General features: G+C 59.4%; 15 protein-coding genes. 12 read left to right on the forward strand and 3 right to left on the reverse strand.

Annotated elements, in window-relative coordinates; genetic code table 11:
- Nucleotides 1-106: 106 nt before the first annotated feature.
- The 4 genes from H8B15_RS06980 (at nt 107) to H8B15_RS06995 (ending at nt 4,474) form a co-directional block, all read left to right on the forward strand.
- Nucleotides 107-727, forward strand: a complete 621-nt coding sequence (locus tag H8B15_RS06980; RefSeq protein WP_187318955.1) for a hypothetical protein — start codon at nt 107-109, stop codon at nt 725-727.
- Nucleotides 728-983: 256 nt separating this feature from the next.
- The gene (locus tag H8B15_RS06985; protein ID WP_425489787.1) at nt 984-1,301 is read left to right on the forward strand and encodes a DUF3592 domain-containing protein; all 318 of its coding nucleotides are present in this window, start codon (nt 984-986) and stop codon (nt 1,299-1,301) included.
- Nucleotides 1,302-1,495: 194 nt separating this feature from the next.
- A complete protein-coding gene (gene poxB, locus H8B15_RS06990) occupies nt 1,496-3,232 on the forward strand; it encodes a ubiquinone-dependent pyruvate dehydrogenase (RefSeq protein ID WP_187318957.1) in 1,737 nt (578 codons plus the stop codon).
- Between the two features lie 369 nt (nt 3,233-3,601).
- Nucleotides 3,602-4,474, forward strand: coding sequence for a transglutaminase-like domain-containing protein (locus tag H8B15_RS06995; RefSeq protein WP_187318958.1), 873 nt, complete (start codon nt 3,602-3,604; stop codon nt 4,472-4,474).
- Nucleotides 4,475-4,674: 200 nt separating this feature from the next.
- Here the strand turns inward: H8B15_RS06995 and H8B15_RS07000 are convergent, their stop codons facing one another.
- Both H8B15_RS07000 and H8B15_RS07005 read right to left on the reverse strand, forming a co-directional pair.
- Nucleotides 4,675-5,274: a redoxin domain-containing protein gene (locus H8B15_RS07000; protein WP_187318959.1), complete on the reverse strand. Its 600-nt coding sequence runs from the start codon at nt 5,272-5,274 to the stop codon at nt 4,675-4,677.
- Between the two features lie 55 nt (nt 5,275-5,329).
- Nucleotides 5,330-5,989, reverse strand: a complete 660-nt coding sequence (locus H8B15_RS07005; protein WP_187318960.1) for a 4'-phosphopantetheinyl transferase family protein — start codon at nt 5,987-5,989, stop codon at nt 5,330-5,332.
- Nucleotides 5,990-6,067: 78 nt separating this feature from the next.
- Here H8B15_RS07005 and H8B15_RS07010 point away from each other — a divergent pair, with 78 nt between their 5' ends.
- From H8B15_RS07010 to H8B15_RS07045, 8 genes are all read left to right on the forward strand, one after another.
- Nucleotides 6,068-7,006 (forward strand): WD40 repeat domain-containing protein, encoded by a 939-nt coding sequence (locus H8B15_RS07010; protein WP_187318961.1) that lies wholly within the window; start codon nt 6,068-6,070, stop codon nt 7,004-7,006.
- 141 nt (nt 7,007-7,147) lie between these two features.
- Complete coding sequence (locus H8B15_RS07015; protein WP_187318962.1) at nt 7,148-8,188, forward strand: DivIVA domain-containing protein; 1,041 nt, start codon at nt 7,148-7,150, stop codon at nt 8,186-8,188.
- Between the two features lie 166 nt (nt 8,189-8,354).
- Nucleotides 8,355-8,714, forward strand: a complete 360-nt coding sequence (gene folB / locus H8B15_RS07020) for a dihydroneopterin aldolase (protein WP_187318963.1) — start codon at nt 8,355-8,357, stop codon at nt 8,712-8,714.
- 161 nt (nt 8,715-8,875) lie between these two features.
- The gene (locus tag H8B15_RS07025) at nt 8,876-9,412 is read left to right on the forward strand and encodes a sigma-70 family RNA polymerase sigma factor (protein WP_187318964.1); all 537 of its coding nucleotides are present in this window, start codon (nt 8,876-8,878) and stop codon (nt 9,410-9,412) included.
- Nucleotides 9,413-9,430: 18 nt separating this feature from the next.
- Nucleotides 9,431-10,288: a zf-HC2 domain-containing protein gene (locus H8B15_RS07030; protein ID WP_187318965.1), complete on the forward strand. Its 858-nt coding sequence runs from the start codon at nt 9,431-9,433 to the stop codon at nt 10,286-10,288.
- A gap of 211 nt (nt 10,289-10,499) precedes the next feature.
- Nucleotides 10,500-11,288, forward strand: a complete 789-nt coding sequence (locus tag H8B15_RS07035) for a DUF4097 family beta strand repeat-containing protein (RefSeq protein ID WP_187318966.1) — start codon at nt 10,500-10,502, stop codon at nt 11,286-11,288.
- Between the two features lie 201 nt (nt 11,289-11,489).
- A complete protein-coding gene (locus tag H8B15_RS07040; RefSeq protein WP_187318967.1) occupies nt 11,490-12,209 on the forward strand; it encodes a DUF4097 family beta strand repeat-containing protein in 720 nt (239 codons plus the stop codon).
- A 399-nt stretch (nt 12,210-12,608) separates the two neighbouring features.
- Complete coding sequence (locus H8B15_RS07045) at nt 12,609-15,074, forward strand: TonB-dependent receptor (protein WP_187318968.1); 2,466 nt, start codon at nt 12,609-12,611, stop codon at nt 15,072-15,074.
- Nucleotides 15,075-15,302: 228 nt separating this feature from the next.
- Here the strand turns inward: H8B15_RS07045 and H8B15_RS07050 are convergent, their stop codons facing one another.
- The gene (locus H8B15_RS07050) at nt 15,303-17,840 is read right to left on the reverse strand and encodes an ABC transporter permease (RefSeq protein WP_246455339.1); all 2,538 of its coding nucleotides are present in this window, start codon (nt 17,838-17,840) and stop codon (nt 15,303-15,305) included.
- Between the last annotated feature and the right edge of the window lie 30 nt (nt 17,841-17,870).

The raw sequence follows: 17,870 nt of genomic DNA on the forward strand, positions 1-17,870 counted from the left end.
CAAAACTACTGCCGCCTACGCCCTGCTCCCGAATCTGCTGGACTGCCGGGAGTTTGTAAGTGCCGACGAAATAGCGCGTGGCATCTCACCCTTTCAGCCCGAAACGGTGAGCGTGCAGGCTGGGCGGCTGATGCTGACGCGGCTGCGGGAGCTGCTAGCTTCGGGAGAAACCTTCGCGCTGGAAAACTATGCTGACTATAACAGCGGGCTTAAAAATTACCTATCGCCTACCTTTGCCGCTCATTCAGCTTTGCCAAGCATGACCGAGCCTACCCCTTCCGCTTTCGAAAAAGCCCGCACCGGCCTCTGGACCAGTCTGCAAAAACACCTGGCTGCCGTGTATGGCGCCGAGAAGTCTTTCCTGGCGGCTACGGCTTTCGTAGAGGCGTTTCCATTTGCCCTGCACGCCGCTACTGAGGAACAGCAAGCAGACTACCAGCAGGCTCGCCGTGTCCTGCGCGACCTGTACACCGACGAAACCACCCAGCTCGGCACGCTGGTGAAAGCCATCCGGACGAAAAGCTACACCGAGGACGAAAAGAAACAGCTGTACTTACTGCTGTTGGGCTACATGGATATAGCAGCCAGCGTGTTTGCCTTACTCACCACGCACGTGCCCACCAAGCTACCCGAAGACGAGGAGCTGGCCGCCACAATAGAAACATTTGAGCGCGTGCGCAAATTTGCCCGGCTGAACGTGAAGGGCCTGGCCGGGCTGCTGGGGTAGGAAAAATAGCGTACGTAATAGTCGCGCCTCGTGACGCGCACTTTATGAATTTCTGGCAAGGCAACTGAGCGTGTATTCAGGTGCTCTGCTGCTACAAGTATTTGCTCTCTTGCAAGAAATACGTTTCGTCACAGCATGGTAGGATAAAAAGTAGATGGGCTACAATATAATCTTTATAGCAGGCATATTTTTCTTACTAGTTAGCCTGCTTGCTCTGAAAAGCAGGGTGTATACTATTAAAAACCAGGAAAGTACGATGGCAACAGTTGTCAGAGTAGATCGTGAAAAAGACAGTGACGGCGATACTACGTACAGGGCAGTTTTTAGCTATACTACACCCGGCAACCAGGAATTTATTTATACCCAGACTTCTTCTTCCAATCCAGCAGCATGGGAGGTAGGCGAACAAGTACGGATTGTATATGATAAGGAAAATCCTGGTGATGCAATTGTGCTGAGTTTCTTCGAGGCCTTCGGGATGATCATCATACTAGCCATCATCTCGTGTGTACTGCTGATAGTAGGCGGTGGCCATTACTTTGCAAACAAGCTGTTTGAGAGTGTCAGTGGTTGAATAAGTAGGGTGCGTCATTCTGTGGTGTTTTAGAAACTCCAAGCAGCTGTGAATCTACGGCTCTGGAAAAGCGAAACCGTCCTTATTGAACGTGGCCTCGGCGTATTCCTGCTATAACCTTCTGTTCTAATCCGGTAAAGCGTCTCCCTACCCCTCGGCTTCCCGTATAGCCTTCGAAACGAAAACCGAAGACGATGGCGAAGAAGAAAGTATCCGAAATTCTGATTGATACCCTGCTGGCCGCCGGCGTGCAGCGCGTGTACGGCGTGGTAGGCGACTCCCTCAACGGCGTGACGGACGTTATCCGGCAGCGCGACGGCATTGGCTGGGTGCATGTACGGCACGAAGAAGCCGGCGCCTTTGCGGCCGGCGCCGAAGCCCACCTCACCCAAGAGCTAGCTGTGTGCGCTGGTAGCTGTGGCCCCGGCAATACTCACCTCATCAATGGCCTCTACGACTGCCACCGCAGCCGCGTGCCAGTGCTGGCCATCGCCTCCCAAATTCCAAGCGTGGAAATCGGGACGCAGTATTTTCAGGAAACCCATCCCGAGCGCTTGTTTCAGGAGTGTAGCGACTATTGCGAGCTGATTTCGACCCCCGAACAGGCCGTGCGCGTGATTGAAAGCGCCATCCAAACGGCCCTGGTGAAGCGCGGCGTGGCCGTGATTGTGCTGCCCGGCGACGTGTCGGAAATGGAGGTGGAAGCGCCCGAGCCGCGCCTACCTGCCCGGCACCGCTCGGCTACCTTGCGCCCTTCGGATACCGATGTAGCCGACGCTTCTACTATGCTGAATGAGGCGGAGAAAGTGACCATTCTGGCTGGGGCCGGCTGTGCCCAGGCGCACGCCGAGCTGATGCAGGTAGCCAGCGCCCTAAAAGCACCCATCGTGCACGCCCTACGCGGCAAAGAATATATCGAATATGAAAATCCTTTCGATGTGGGCATGACCGGGCTGCTGGGTTTTGCCTCGGGCTATCACGCCATTATGGATGCCGACGTGCTGCTGATGCTGGGCACTGACTTTCCCTATACCCAGTTTCTGCCGCACAAAACCAAAACCATTCAGGTGGACTGCCGCGCCGAGCACATCGGCCGTCGTACACGGGTAGACATTGGCCTGGCCGGCGACGTGGGCGAAACTATTCGACAACTCCTACCCCGTCTCACCACCAAAACCGAGCGGGCGCACCTGGATAAGGCTTTGTCGGATTACAAAGACTCACGCGAAAATCTGGATGAGCTGGCCATCGGCAAGCCCGGCGACGACTCCATGCACCCGCAGTACCTCACTAAGCTGGTCAATGAGCTGGCCGCGGAAGATGCTGTGTTCACCTGCGACGTGGGCACACCTACTGTGTGGGCAGCCCGCTACCTCACCATGAATGGCCAGCGCCGGTTGCTGGGCTCTTTCAACCACGGTAGCATGGCCAATGCCATGCCCCAGGCCATCGGGGCGCAATTAGTTTATCCCGGCCGGCAGGTAGTAGCCCTGGCTGGCGATGGCGGCTTTGCTATGTTACTCGGCGACCTGCTGACGCTGAAGCAGTTGAACCTGCCTGTGAAGCTCATCATCTACAACAACAGCTCCCTGGGTTTCGTGGAGTTGGAGATGAAAGAAGCGGGCCTGCTGCCCTTTGAAACGACCCTCGACAATCCCAACTTTGCTATGCTAGCCGAAAGCGTCGGCATCCGTGGAATACGGGTAGCTGACCCCGCCGACCTGCACGCGTCTCTGACAGAAGCCTTTGCCCACCCCGGCCCGGTTGTGATTGACGCTATTGTGAAGCGCGCCGAATTGTCTATGCCGCCTACCATTGAGCTGGAGCAGGCCAAAGGCTTCAGCCTCTATGCTTTGAAAGCCGTGATGAGCGGCCGCGGCAACGAAATCCTGGATCTGGCCAAGGACAACCTGAATTTGCTGGGGTTGTAAAGTCAGAACGTCATTTCGACCAGCGGGAGAAATCTCGCGTGGTAGTAATTCGTCATGCTGAGCGTAGTGAAGCATCTCTACCGCAACGGTAATCCAAATCGTTAAGAACAACTTACGGTAGGGATGCTTCGGCTCCGCTCAGCATGACGAATTACTATCTGCTGTCAGCACGCGAGATGCTTCGACTTCGCTCCGCATGACGGGCTGCGTAGTCGAAAATGACGCGTCAGTAGCTTTTAAATGAACATTTGCCGTAGTTAATGGTGTTGAAAGTAGCCGGTTTGGTGCGGAGCATCAAACCGGCTACTTTTATTCAGTATCTCCGCTCTGCCAGTTCTGGCTCCCGCCGCCGAAGTATCGGCCATGTCTATGACCAACAAAGAAATAAAGGCCCTTATCTCTCTGCTCGATGATCCGGAAGTAGCGCCTCAGATTCAGGGTACTATCCAGAATCTGGGAGAAAGTATCATTCCGTTTTTGGAAGAATCGTGGGAAGAAACACTGGACCCGCAGCAACAGCAGCGCCTCGAAGACCTCATTCATAACCTGCAATTCGATGGGCTGAAGCAGCGCCTGCGCGTGTGGCGCGACACCGGCGGCGACAGTCTGCTGGAGGGTATGTGGCTGCTGAACTCCTACCAGTATCCCGACGCCGATTTTCAGGCTCTGAACCGCGCCATTGAGCAGTTGCGCTTTGAGGCCTGGACCCAGATGCGCCCCGGCATGCACCCCGCCGACCAAGTGCAGGTTCTCAACCACGTGCTGTTCCGCACGCACAAGCTGGCGGCCAATACCCAGAATTTCCACTCGCCGGCCAACTCCATGTTGCACCTAGTGCTGGAAACCCGGCGCGGCAACCCGCTCACGCTCTGCGTGATTTACTTATTGGTGGCACAGCGCCTAATGTTGCCCATCTATGGCGTGAACCTGCCAAACCTGTTTGTACTGCTGTTCCGACCCACTAATCCTAACGTAGAGCCGTTTTACATCAACTGCTACAACCGCGGCCTCATCCTCACCCGCACGGATATCGAGCATTACATTGCCCAGCTCAACCTCACGCCCAACGAGGTGTTCTTCGAGCCCTGCTCGCACCTCGACATCGTGCGGCGCGCCCTGCGCAACTTGCAACTCAGCTTCGAGAAAATGCAGGAGCCTGCAAAGGCCGGCGAAGTAGCCGAGCTGCTAGCCATTCTCACGGATGAGGGCGAATCGATGACGGATAATGAAGGGGAGGAGTAAGGGCGTGTGAGGGTAGGCGGGTGTGGGGGTAGGAAGTAAAAAAGGTTGTCATCCTGAGCGCAGCGAAGGACCTTACCACGCGAGAACGAGTCGTTGTTACGATAACTGTTCAACGTGATAAGGTCCTTCGCTGCGCTCAGGATGACAACCTTTTTTACTTCCTACCCTCACACCCGCCTACCCCATACCCTCAACCAGCCCTAAAACTTCTTAATCAAACACCCCGCCACGCGGGTGTCGGCTACGCCGGCGGGGCGACCGGCTAGCAGGTTGTCGAGCACCTGGGCGAGGTAGCGCTGGCGCACGTCACTTTCCACCTGGGGGTTGTCGTCGATGGCGCCTTTGTAGCGCACCGTGAAGCCGTTGCCGGCGGGTTGCAGCACCACCACTTCGGGCGTTTTGGTGGCACCGAGCTGGGTGCTCACCTTCTGGCCTTCATCGGTGAGGTAGGTGATATTGTTGCTGTCGCTCTTGAGTACGAGCTTTTGCGCATCGCCGGCGGCATCTATGTTGATGGGAGCATCGATGTACAGAAACTGCACGCCCTGCCCGCCGTACGAGGAGGCCAGCGCATTGAGGCGGCCTTGGTACGACTTGGAAAAGGGGCAGTTTTGGTTGATAAACACCACTACCACGGCCTTGCTACCGGCGTAGCTGCTGAGCGACACCGACGCATTAGCCGCATTTTTCAGCGTAAAATCGGTAACGGTGCGCGTGCCTTGGGCACGTGCTACCCCTATGCCCACGGTGCAAAAAACCAAGGTAGCGGCAGCAAGAAGCGAAATTCGGCGGAAAGACATAGCGGGAAGTAAGAGGTGAGAAGCGTTGGGTGCGGAGGGCCAGCGTAAAGGGCTGCTACTCCAAGTTCATCAATTCAACGCAATACGTGAGCACATAGCCGGGCGCGGGGCGCAAATACGTCAGCTGGTGCTGGCTGCGGGAGTTTTCAAGCAGCAGGTGAGCCGTCAACTCGCCTGCCTCCCGCAGCCAAAACGGGTCGAGCAATAACTGCTCTTTAAACACCAGCCCCCGGCGACTATGCAGCTTATAGAGCGTCTCCTTGGCACTCCAATAGAGGCTATACTTGGCTGCATCGTCGCCGGCATCGGCCCGCTCGGCTTCCGATAGAAACCGCGAGGCCAGTTTTTGTGCTTTTCCACGAATTAATTCAACATCTATGCCAACTCTGCCTTGAGGTGATACCAGACCGGCTACCCACTCGCCGGAATGCGAGAGCGACACCGCGTAGTGGGGCAGGGCGGGGAAGTAGGGTCGGCCGTTGGAATCGTTGGCCAGGGTGGCGGGCGTGGCAGTTAGGTTGGGTAGCAGCGCATGAAGTAGCAGGCGGCCTGCGGCCCACTGCGCCGCACGGGTAGGGTCGCGGCCGGCCGGGTACAGGGCCTGGTACACGGTAGGGTAGGGGAGCAGCGGGAGCAGCTCGTCGGCGGTTTCGGCGAGGCGCCACAGTCCCAGGTAGGCGCCGTGGGGTAGGGGAGTGAGGGAGTGCAGGGGCATAAGCGGCAAAAAGGCCGTCAACCCATCGTGGCGCGGCACAAGCAAATCTGGCGTAATTTCGCCTAAATTCTCGTGTGCATGTCCGTCCCCGCCCGTCCTCAGGTCCAGAAACTCGCTACCCTCACTGGGCACCGCGACTGTGTATATACCCTGAGCGGGGCCGCCGACGAAGCCACATTTTACTCGGCTGGGGCCGATGGGCTGGTGGCCAGCTGGAACGTGCTGGACCCCGAAGCCGACGGCCAGTTGGTGGCAAAGGTGGAGAAGTCGGTGTATGCGCTGCGCTACCTGCCGGCGCGGCAGCTGCTGGTGCTGGGGCACAACTTTGAGGGCGTGCAGGTGATTGATCTACAAAACCGCCAGTTGGCACACGCCACTGCCCTGCCCCCGCTGGCCATCTTCGATCTGGCTTACTCCGAGGTGGCGCAACGCTTGTTTGTGGCCCTGGCCGATGGCACGCTGGCCGTGTTGCGCGCCACCGATTTCAGCCTGGAAAAGCTCCTGCGTCTCGCCGACAAAAGCCTGCGCTGCCTGGCCCTGCATCCTACCCGCCCGGAGCTGGCTGTGGGCAGCTCCGATACCACCGTGCGCGTGCTGGACGTGCACACGCTCGACACCCTGCACACGCTTTCCGACGCCACCAACTCCGTTTTCACCGTGGCCTATTCCCCCAATGGCCGCTACCTGCTGGCGGCCGGCCGCGACGCCCACCTGCGCCGCTACGACGCCACGGCCAGCTACGCACTAGCCGACACGGTGGTAGCCCACATGTTCACCATCAACCACCTCACGTTCTCGCCCGATGGCCGCTACTTGGCCACGTGCAGCATGGACAAATCCATTAAGCTGTGGGAGGCCGATACGCTGCGCCTGCTGCGGGTGGTAGACCGGGCGCGGCACGCCGGCCACGGCACCTCCGTGAACAAGTTATTTTGGTCGGGGCAGCAAAATCGGCTAGTTTCGTGTAGCGACGACCGCAGCCTGGCGGTGTGGCAGCTTACGTGGGCTGATAGCTGATGGCTATCAGCTGTTGGCTTTGTGCTTGATAACCAAGCAGCGTACAGCGATGCTGCAATAGATTGTCGGGTTGTGTCGTATTCTTACCACACGCAACGGCTGCTGGCTATCAGCTAACAGCTAGCAGCTAACAGCTATAAGATGAAAATCTCCGCCCTCGACATTCGGCAAAAGACCTTTGAAAAAGCCTTCCGGGGCCTTGATGCCGACGAAGTAAACGCCTTCCTGCTCACCCTCTCGCAGCAGTGGGAGCGGATGGGCGACGAAAACCGCGACCTGCGCAACAAGCTCGACTACGCCACCCAGGAAGTGCAGAAGATGCGCGAGATTGAAAGCTCGCTCTACCGCACCCTCAAAACCGCCGAGGATACCGGCCAGAACATCACCGAGCAGGCCCAGCGCAACGCGGAAATACGGCTGCGCGAGGCCCAGCTGCAAGCCGAGGAGCTATTGTCGCAGGCCCGGCAGAAAGCCCGTACGCTGGTGGAGGATGCCTATAAGCAAGCCGAGCGCAGCGTGACGGAAATGCAGGTGGAAGTGAGCCGCCTCAACCAAGAACACCAGCGCCTGGAAGGCGTGCTGGACTCTTTGGTGCGCGACTTGCAGCACCTGGCTACCGACACGATGGAGAAGGCCGATAAGGCCCGCAACCGACCCAAAGGCGGCACGGCGGCCATCCTTTCGCGGGCGGCTAGCGTAAAGGTGAGTAAACCCGAACCTTCACCTGAAGCCACTCCCGCCATGCATATCAACACTGCTGCCACTTCTTCTGCCGCTGCCGTAGGCGGCGCGCTGGTTGCCACCCAGTTTGGCAGCGAGGCCGCTACCTCGGCCCGCCCAATCGGGCCGCAGCCCGGCGCCTATAACCCAAAGCCCGGCCAGCAACCCGACCCCGGCGCGCCCGCGCAGATTCCCGGCCCGGAAATCAGCCCGGACCCTACCCCCAACGAAAACCCCGGCCAGGTACCGCCCTCCCGCATTGATGAGCCGGCCCCTTCGCGCATCATCGAGCCCGACTCGCCCAACGTGGAGCCCGTGCGCCCTGATATTCAGCCCGTGGGGCCCAGCCATCCCGAAATTGTGCCGCCGGCTCCGGCGCCGCAACCCGGTACAGGTAGCCCCGGTCCCGGCTTCAAAACTGAGCCGGCCGTAGCTGAGAAGTCGTTTTTCGACGAGATATAAGCCTGCAAAGCGCCTGTCATCCTGAGCGGAGCGAAGGACCTTATCACGCGAGAACGACCATCGTAACAACGATTCGTACTGCCGTGATAAGGTCCTTCGCTGCACTCAGGATGACAGGCGTTTTTATTCATCATTTCACAATCTCACCACTTCACCATTTCACCACATGGGCCAGATTGCGCTGGAAGGCATGGAGTTTTTCGCTTTCCACGGGTACTACGACGAGGAGCAGAAAATTGGTAATAAATACGGGGTAGACCTGTATATCGACACGGACTTACATGCCGCCGGAGCTTCCGATAAGCTTCAGGAAACCGTGAATTACGAGGTGCTGTACCGGGTAGTGGCCGAAGAGATGCAGGCGCCGGCCCGGTTGCTGGAGCATCTGGGGCACCGCGTGCTGGATCGGGTGCTGGCGGAGTTTCCCTATATCCATGGCGCCCGTGTGAGCGTGTCGAAGTTTAACCCACCGCTGGGTGGTATCTGCCACCGCGCCCGCATTACCTTGGAAAGGCGGCAATCTTAGGTTGCGCACGTGCACCGTTTCTGGCTCCGTTGTACCATGCGTACGGCGGAGCTTTTTTGCGTGATAGGGGGTACGTAAATTATTTTTTGCAGAGCACGTAACGAATGCTGAAATCGGCGGTACTCCTTTCAACTCTCTCCTAAACGCCTACTCTTTCCGCCGTGCACAGCCCCAGCGACGAAACCTTGATGGCGCAGGTCCGCAACAACGACCTCGATCAGCTTACCCCGCTGTTCGAGCGCTACCAGGGGCCGCTGTTTGGGTTTCTGCTGCGGCTCACCAACGACCGCGACACGGCGCAGGACCTCGTACAGAACGTGTTTCTGCGGGTGCTGAAATACCGCGCCAGCTACCAGCCTACGCAGCCCTTCCGGGCGTGGGTATACCAGCTGGCCCGCCACGTGCACGCCGACCACTGGCAGCGGCAGCCCGTGCCGGCCGGCGACCTGGAAGCGGCCGAGCGTACGCCTACCCTGCGCCGGGCCGCCCTGGCTGGGGTAGCAGCCAGCTCCGATGGTGCGCACCTGCACGAGGCGCTGGCGCTGCTACCCACCGCCCAGCGCGAAATCCTGGTGCTGCACCGCTTCCAGGGCTTCGACTACGCCGAGATAGGGGAGATGCTGGGCTGCTCGGAAGGGACGGCCCGCGTGAAAGCCCACCGCGCCCTGGAGGCGCTCCGCAAAATTTACTTCAGCTGATTTACTGCCTGCTCTGTGATGCTCGACGATAACAACCACTTCCTGACTTCGCCCGAATGCGCTGCGCTGGAGCCGCTATTGGCCGACTACGCTGCCCAGGCCTTACCCCCGACCGATGAGGCGCGGGTGGCGGCGCACTTGTCCCAGTGCCCCGGCTGCCGGGAGCGGGTAGCGCAATACGCTTCCTTGTTAAATGCATTTGATGATGAGCCGGTTGCCATGCCGCCACTCGCTCTGCGCGACAACTTTCTGGCGATGCTGAACGCCGAGAAAGCACTGTTGCCTGCCGCTGCACCGGCAACGTCGGTCACAGAAAAGCCGCCTGTGCCGATGTACCCGCCAGCGACGGCCGGCAGCAATACCGCGCTGTGGCTGCGCATAGCGGCCAGCGTGGCGCTGCTGGCCATAGGTACTGTGCTGGGGCTGCTCTTAAACCGGCCGGCCGCGCCAGTGGTAGCAACGGCACCCGCCAAAGAAGCGCAGACCTTGGCGGCGCAGCTCACGGCCGCTACCCAGCAGCCAGCTACGGCCAGCCACCGTATTCAATTGGTAAGTGATGCTACCGGCGACGCCCTCCCCGGCGACCCTACCGTGCTGGTGCTCATCAATACCCTGAATGCCGACCCCAACCCCAACGTGCGCCTGGCCGCTGCCGAAGCTCTCTACCGCCTGCGGGCCGATTCGCTGGTAGGCCCAGCCCTCATCCAGGCCCTACCTGTGCAAACCGACCCCAACGTGCAAATCACGCTGATTGAGTTGCTGGTGAAGCTACGCGACAAGCAAGCTGTGCCCCAGCTCCGCCGCCTCTCCCAGCGCCCCGATGCCCTACCCGCCGTGCGCGACCAGGCCAAGCAGGGTGTCAGCCTCTTGATTTAGCTTTTTTGGCCGCCTGAGCGGTGTAGAGACGCAAATAGGCGTCTCATCATTGAACGATATCGGCTACGCGGCGCGGACGACAAGACGCAACTATGCGTCTCTACGCTGCTCCAGATTAACTCAAACTTTCTCTCACTCTTCGCAGCGCTATCCACTGAAGTCCGCGGCTTCGGGCAGGCGTCTGCTCCTCATTCTCAGCAACACAAATCCTATGAAAAAGCACCTGTTTTTCCTACCCTGCCTGCTGCTGCTTGCCAGCAGTACCCTGCATGCGCAGGAGTTCAAGATGAAGCTGACCGGCAACGACCGCAAAGTCGTTATCGAGATGCAGAACAGCGACCATGTAACCGTAGAAGGCTACGATGGTGACGAAGTAGTGGTGAAAGGTGAGGGCGGCCGGGCCACTGAGGAAGCGCCCAAGCGTGCCGAAGGGCTGCGGCCCGTGTACAACTCGACGGTAGATAATACGCGCCTCGGACTGGGCGTAACTAAAGAAGGTAATACCGTTCGTATTGTGAAGGCCTCGCGCCGGGAGGGTGGCTACGTGATTCGGGTGCCGCGCACGGCCGATGTGGTGTATCGTGAGGCCCAGTGGGGCGGCAACCGTGTGCTGCTGCAAAACCTGCAAGGCAAGCTGGAAGTGATGATGAAAAGCGGCGACGCCAAGCTCCTGAACGTAACTGGCCCCGTGGTAGCCAACAGCACCAGCGGCGACATCACGGTGGTGTATACCACGCTGAAGGCCGGCCCCAGCTCCATCAGCAACATCAGCGGCGCCATTGATGTAGCTATGCCTGCCAGCACCAAAGCCTCCCTGACCATGCGCACCATTTCGGGCGAGGTATACACCGATTTCGACATCGCCCTACCCAAGCCGGCCAACGCCAACAGCCTCGTGCAGATAGGCGGCCAAACCCTCAACGGGGCTGTGAACGGCGGCGGCACGGCCATTTCCCTGAAAAACGTGAGCGGCGACGTGTACGTGCGCAAAGCCAAATAACTGATTGAGTTGCCAGTTGTGCGTTGCGAGTGAAAACGTGTGTCATTCTGAGCGTAGCGAAGGACCTTCTCACGTCAGCACGACAGACGCAACACTGACTCGTTCGCGCGTGAGAAGGTCCTTCGCTACGCTCAGGATGACACACGTTTTCACTCGCAACGCACAACTCACATCTCCAAACACCCAAACTCAACTCTTCCCATGTTTCGTTTTTTATCACTGCTGTTGGTTCTGGTAGGACTGAGCAGCCTGGGTGCTCACGCCCAAAAAGTATTGGAACAAAAGGCTGATATCCGTGCCGGGCAGCGCCTGAATCTGGAGTTGAAACAGGCCTCCACCATCAAAATTCACGCGGGTAGCGGCTCGCAGGTGGTGCTGCGCGCCACTGCTACCATCAACGGCGGGCAGCTGAACGACGCGTTGCTGCTCACAACCAGCAAGACCAACGAAGGCGTGACCATCACTTCTGCTTTTGATGATAGCCTGGTGAAAACCAGCCGCAGCATCGAGTGCCCCGAGGGGCAGGGCTACACGCAGTGGGGTGGTAGCTGGCGCAACGGCAAGGCCGAAGGCCCAGCCTTATGCTTCAAGATTGATATAGACGTGACGGTGCCGGCCGGTGTGGCGGTGCACGTGAACACCATCAGTGGTAATATCGAAGTAACCGACCTGACCGCTCCACTGGAAGCGAAGAGCATCAGCGGCTTTGTCGACGTGAGCTGGCCCGCCCGCCAGGGTGCCGAGGTAGCCTTTAAGACCATCACCGGCGAGGTGTATACCGACCAGGATATTGCCTTCGTTAACCGTAAAGAAAACCCCATTGTGGGCTACCAGCTGCGCGGTACGCTGGGTAGTACTGGTGGCCCCGCTGTGCGCCTGGAGTCGATTAGCGGCGACGTGTTTTTCCGCAAGCGTAAGTAAAGGTATCCTACCCTGGCAGAAAACTGGCTTTCTGCCAGGGTAGGAGTAAAGGGCTGTTATGCTTCGACGAGCTCAGCAGGACAGCGAGTGTCTTCCTGAATAGATTCAACGAAATATTTCGTAGATGATGTTGCATTTATAGATACAACACTATATGTTTGTATTACGAAATTATTCGTACTAAAAACACCGGCTATTCTTCCTCGACGGAGCGCCCCCTAAGGCGCTGGTTCCGCATACCATTTCTGTTCCGTCGGCATTGCTGCCAGGCACCGCGCACCTACTGTAGCGTTGCTTCCTGTCCTTTCTCCGCTTGCTTGCTGCTACTGCCGCCCGGTATGTAGCGTGGTCTTTCGTGTGCCTTCACTAGAGCTGTCTGGCTCCCTATCACTTTCTGCTATGTTAAAGTATATCACCCTTTTATGGGTGCTGCTGGGTGTGCTGTGCCCAGCCGTGGCCCAAACCAACAGCACCGGCCGCATTGCAGGCACTGTGCTCAACGCCACCACCAAACAGCCTGTGGAGTTTGCCACGGTGGCCCTGCTCAGCAAGGCCACTGGTAAGCCAGCAGACGGAACGGCCTGCGACGCCAAGGGCGCCTTCACCTTCGAAAAGGTAGCGCCAGGCGAGTACAGCGTCTCCATTAGCTTTGTGGGCTTCGAAACGAAGGTAGTAGAGAACGTGAAACCGGGTGCGGCAGCCGTAAACCTGGGCCAAGTGCTGCTCACGCCTACTACCCAGCAACTAGGCGAGGTGCAAGTGGTAGGGCAAAGGGAGCTGGTAGAAACCCACGCCGACCGCATTGTCTACAATGCCGAAAAAGACATCAGCAACGCCGGCGCTACGGCTGCGGAAATGCTGCGAAAGGTGCCCTTGCTCACGGTTGACAACGACGGCAACGTGGAGCTACGCGGCTCTACCAGCGTGCGGGTGCTCATCAACGGCAAGCCCAGCTCCATCTTGGCCAGCAGCGTGGCCGATGCCCTGCGCCGCCTACCCGCCGACAAGGTGAAAGCGGTGGAGGTGATTACCTCGCCGGGTGCAAAATACGATGCTGAGGGCTCGGGTGGGGTAATTAATATTATTCTGAAAAAGAATGATTTAACGGGAATGACGGGCTCGGTGGACGCCACGGCGGGCACGCGCTACAGCAATTCTAATACGAGCCTGAGCATCCGGCGCGGCAAGCTGGGCGTCACGCCCGAGGTAGGCTCCTACGCCTACTACAACCGCAGCCGGGGCAGCATCAACCGCACCGATTTATTGCCTGAAAACCAAACGGCGCGGTTAAGCCAGGAGCAGCGCCTGCGCAACGGCGGCGGCGGTATCTACGCCCGCCTGGGCTTTGACTACGACCTGACCGAAAAAGACGCCGTGACCGTGGGCGCCTACACCGACCTGTACCGCTCTACTGCTACGCAACACTTGGCCTCTACCTACGTGGCGCCGCAGAGCTTCGACCAGTTTGCGCGGGATATTCGTCGGCCGTGGGGAGCCAACTGGTGGCCCGAGTTCAGCCTGAACGGCAGCTACACGCATACCTTCAAGCCCAAGCACGAGCTGAGCCTGCTGGCCCTGCAAAACTACGTGTCGAACACTTCTATCTATAATCTTGACCAAACCCGCCCCGAGCAAGGCCTCGACTACCGCGAAACCGGCAACAACCGCAGCCGCAGCCGCGAAACCACCCTGCAACTCGACTACACGCAGCCCCTCGATAGCACCAGCCTGCTGGAGCTGGGCGCCAAAACCATCCTGCGTAACGAGCAGAGCGACTACCGCATCAGCGCCGACAGCCTCAACGGAGAACGATTCGTGCTGGTGCCATCACGCTCCAACGAGTTTAACTACCAGCAAAACGTAGTGGCCGGCTATGCGTCCTACGGCCTTCAGCTAGCCAAAAAATACAATGTGAAAGCCGGGGCGCGGGTAGAGCATACCCGCGTGGATGGCGACTTCCTGACCAGCAGTACCAGCGTGCGGCAGCGCTACACCAACTTTATTCCTACCCTGAACATCTCCCGCGAGTTTGGTAAGGAGAAGGAGCACAAGCTCAACGTGGGCTACTCGCGCCGGCTCCAGCGCCCTTCTATCTACCTGCTGAATCCCTACATCGACGTGAGCAACCGGCGCGTGGTGCGGACCGGTAACCCCAACCTGACAGCTGAACTGACCGACGCCTACGAACTGGGCTACAGCACCACCATTCAAAAAACTACCCTAAATGTATCGGCCTACCTGCGCAAGGCAAATAACGCGTTTCAGCCCTTTGCGCGCACGGTGCCCACTAGCCAGGTTTTTCCTACCGATACCAGCAGCACCACGGTGTTCTTCACCAGTCCTGAAAACGTGGGGCAGCGCACCACCTATGGCGTCAACCTGTACGGCTCCACGAAGCTGACGGACAAGTGGACGCTCAACGGCAGCATCAACACCTACCACGTTTCGGTGCAAAGCGGGGCGCTGGGCATTGCCAACCAGGGTTGGGTCTACAACGGCAACCTAACCTCTGCCTGGACCTTCGAGCATGGATTGAGCGCGCAAGCCGCTGTGTACATCAACTCGCCGCGGGTGTTTTTGCAGGGCCGCACCAACGGCAACGTGTGGCACAATATGTCGGTGAAAAAAGAGCTGTTCAACAAAAAGGGCAGCCTCACCCTCGGTCTCGACAACCCCTTTGCCCGCACCATTCGTTTCCGCACCACCATCACGCAGGCCGACTTATTCACCTCGCAGGAAGTGACCTACGCCTACAACCGCGCCGTGCGCCTAAGCTTCAACTGGCAGTTCGGCAAAATGGACGACGCGCCCAAGAAAGCCCGCAAAACCATCAGCAACGATGACCGGCAAGGAGGGAAGGGGTGAGATGGTGAAATGGTGAGATGGTGAAATGGTGAAATGGTGAAATGGTGAGTTAAAACCCGGCTGTCATCCTGAGCGCAGCGAAGGACCTTCCCACGATAGAACGAGGTGTTGCTACGCTAGTCGTTCAACTGGCATAAGGTCCTTCGCTGCGCTCAGGATGACAGCCCCTCTTTATTACTGATCACTTCACAAACTCACTACTCACCATTTCACCATCTCACTACTCACTTACCCCTCCCCGCGCAGGACCGCCAGCGGCGGCCGCGTGAGCACGTCGCGGCTGTTGAAGAGGCCGATGACGATAGTGAGAACTGTAGTGAGGGCGGCCAGCAGCAGCAAGGGTAGGGGCGAGGCGGTGAAGCCGATATCAAACACCCAGAAGGCCAGCGCCCAGCCGGCCAGCACGGCCATCACGAGGCCAGTGGCCGCCGCCAGCAAGCCTAGCAAGGCGTACTCTACCAGCGTGATACGCAGCATCTGGCGGCGACTGGCACCCAGCGTGCGCAGCAGCACGCTTTCCTGCACGCGCTGGTAGCGGCTCACCACCACGGAGCTGATGAGCACCACCAAACCCGTGGCGATGCTGAAGAAAGCCATGAAGCGAATTACAAAGGAAATCTTGCTCAGGATGTCGTCCAGGGTTTGCAGGATGAGGCCCAGGTCGATGGCCGACACGTTGGGGAAGCGCTGCACCAGCTCGCGCTGCACGCTGCCGAGTACCGTGTTGTCGGGTACGCGGGTGAGCAGCACGTAGAACTGCGGCGCGGGTTCTAGCACGCCATTGGGGAACACCACCCCAAAGTTGGTCTGCACCCGCGTCCAGTCCACGGTGCGCGTGCCGCTGACGATGGTCAGGAGCGGTGCACCCTGCACGTTGAAGGTCAGCGTATCGCCCAGCTTGAGCTTTAGGCGCTCAAAAAAGCCCGTTTCGATGGAAATATGCGGGGTGCCGTCGGCGGCGAGGTAGGGCAGCTTGCCTTCGGCCAGCTGCTCGGAGCTGATAAGCGTATCGCGGTACGTGACGCGGTACTCGCGGGTGAGGGAGCCCCGCGAGCGTCCGCTGGTGCTGTCCTTTTTTAGCTCGGAAGTAGGCTGGCCGTTCAGTTCTGTCAGTCGCATCGTCACGATGGGTACTTGCTGCAACACGGGTAGGCGGCGTTGGGTAAGCAGCTGGGCCACGTCCACCCGCTGCGCCGGCTGAATGTCGAACAGCACCAGATTGGGCTGATTCTCGCCGCTGGCCACCTGCACCCGGCTCAGCAGCAAACCCTGCGTGATGTAGAGCGTCGCCATCAGAAACACGCCCAGCCCGATGGAGATGATGAGTAGCAGCGTTTGGTTGTTGGGGCGATACAGATTGGCCAAGCCCTGCCGCCACACGTAGCTCCAGGAGGTAGGGAAAAAGCGGCGTACCAGCCAGCGCAACCCCGCGGCCACGCCCGCCAGACCGCCCAGCGCCACCAGCAGGCCCGCGGCAAAGCCCAAGGCCAGTTTCACCTCGCGGGTTTGGAGGTAGGCGAAGCCCGTAATGAACACGAAAATCAACCCATACACCAGGTAGCGCAGCGGATCGGGCGCGGTGGTGTCTTCCTCAAACGACGCCCGCAACGTGCGCAGCGGCGACACCCGCCGGATGCTCAGCAGCGGCAGCAACGCAAACAGCACCGCCACCAGCACGCCCGTAAGCACGCCCTGCGCCACCGCCCCCCACGACACCTGTATGTCGACTGCCACGGGCAGGAACTCGGCAAACACCCGCGGGAGCAGCAGCTGCACCGCCGTGCCCAAAGCCGCGCCCAGTAGGGCACCGGCCAGGCCCAGGGCCGCTACTTGCAATAGATAGATCAGCAGCGCCTGGCTGCCGCTGGCGCCCAGGCAGCGCAGCACGGCCACCGAGGCAATTTTCTCGCGCACATACAGGCTTACGGCACTCGCCACGCCCACACAGCCCAATAGCAGGGCCACAAACGCCACCAGATTCAGGAAGCGGGTGAGGTCGGCGAAGGAGCGGCCGGTTTGCTGCTTGCGCTCGGCAATGGTATCGGAACTAATGTTGGCTGCGTCCAGGCGTTTTTCCAGCGGCTTGATGGTCTTGGCTACATCGGTGCCGGGCGCAAAGAGGTAGTAGGTGCGGTATTGCACCCGGCTGCCGCGCTGCAACAGGCCCGTGCCCGCCAGCACGTCGCCGGGGATGAATACGGTAGGTGCCACTGCCGCACTAAAACCCGACTGCCCCGGCGTTTCGCGCACGCGCCCGGCAATCAGAAACGTAAGTTTTCCTACCCGGATGGAGTCGCCGGGCTGGGCGTTGAACTGTGCCAGCAGCGCATCGTCTACCAATGCCACGCGTTGCCCGCCCGTAGCCTGCCGGAACTGCGCCACGGCCGATTCGGGCTCGGTGCGCCACGTGCCGTAGAATGGAAAGCCACCCGTGATGGCGCGCACCTGCGCCAGTCGCACGCCCTGTCCCTTCGGAAACTGCACCAGCGAGGCAAACGACACCTCACGGCTGCGCGTCCGGCCGAGGCGGTCCAGGGTAGGGCGCAACGTGGAGTCAATCGGCTGGCTGCTCGACAGCACCAGATCAGCGCCCAGCAGCTCGCGGGCCTGCTCGTCGATGCTGCGCGCCAGGTTGGCCCCGAAGCCATTGATGCCCACCAGCGCCGCGATGCCCAGCACAATGGCCGCACTGAACAGCAAGAGCCGGGAGCGGCTGCGGCGACTGTCGCGCCAAGCCATGCGCCAGAGCCAGAGGAAGTTTGTCATAGGGATATTTGGGGACTGAGGGACCGGGGG

The sequence above is a fragment of the Hymenobacter citatus genome (genome assembly GCF_014333615.1).
Classification (GTDB): domain Bacteria; phylum Bacteroidota; class Bacteroidia; order Cytophagales; family Hymenobacteraceae; genus Hymenobacter; species Hymenobacter citatus.

Coding starts and splice junctions, on each gene's coding strand:
- H8B15_RS06995 (WP_187318958.1), top strand. CDS start 3,602: ATGACCAACAAAGAAATAAAGGCCCTTATCTCTCTGCTCGATGATCCG.
- H8B15_RS07050 (WP_246455339.1), bottom strand. CDS start 17,840: ATGACAAACTTCCTCTGGCTCTGGCGCATGGCTTGGCGCGACAGTCGC.
- H8B15_RS07000 (WP_187318959.1), bottom strand. CDS start 5,274: ATGTCTTTCCGCCGAATTTCGCTTCTTGCTGCCGCTACCTTGGTTTTT.
- H8B15_RS07010 (WP_187318961.1), top strand. CDS start 6,068: ATGTCCGTCCCCGCCCGTCCTCAGGTCCAGAAACTCGCTACCCTCACT.
- H8B15_RS07045 (WP_187318968.1), top strand. CDS start 12,609: ATGTTAAAGTATATCACCCTTTTATGGGTGCTGCTGGGTGTGCTGTGC.
- H8B15_RS07015 (WP_187318962.1), top strand. CDS start 7,148: ATGAAAATCTCCGCCCTCGACATTCGGCAAAAGACCTTTGAAAAAGCC.
- H8B15_RS07035 (WP_187318966.1), top strand. CDS start 10,500: ATGAAAAAGCACCTGTTTTTCCTACCCTGCCTGCTGCTGCTTGCCAGC.
- folB (WP_187318963.1), top strand. CDS start 8,355: ATGGGCCAGATTGCGCTGGAAGGCATGGAGTTTTTCGCTTTCCACGGG.
- H8B15_RS07040 (WP_187318967.1), top strand. CDS start 11,490: ATGTTTCGTTTTTTATCACTGCTGTTGGTTCTGGTAGGACTGAGCAGC.
- H8B15_RS07005 (WP_187318960.1), bottom strand. CDS start 5,989: ATGCCCCTGCACTCCCTCACTCCCCTACCCCACGGCGCCTACCTGGGA.
- H8B15_RS06985 (WP_425489787.1), top strand. CDS start 984: ATGGCAACAGTTGTCAGAGTAGATCGTGAAAAAGACAGTGACGGCGAT.
- poxB (WP_187318957.1), top strand. CDS start 1,496: ATGGCGAAGAAGAAAGTATCCGAAATTCTGATTGATACCCTGCTGGCC.
- H8B15_RS07030 (WP_187318965.1), top strand. CDS start 9,431: ATGCTCGACGATAACAACCACTTCCTGACTTCGCCCGAATGCGCTGCG.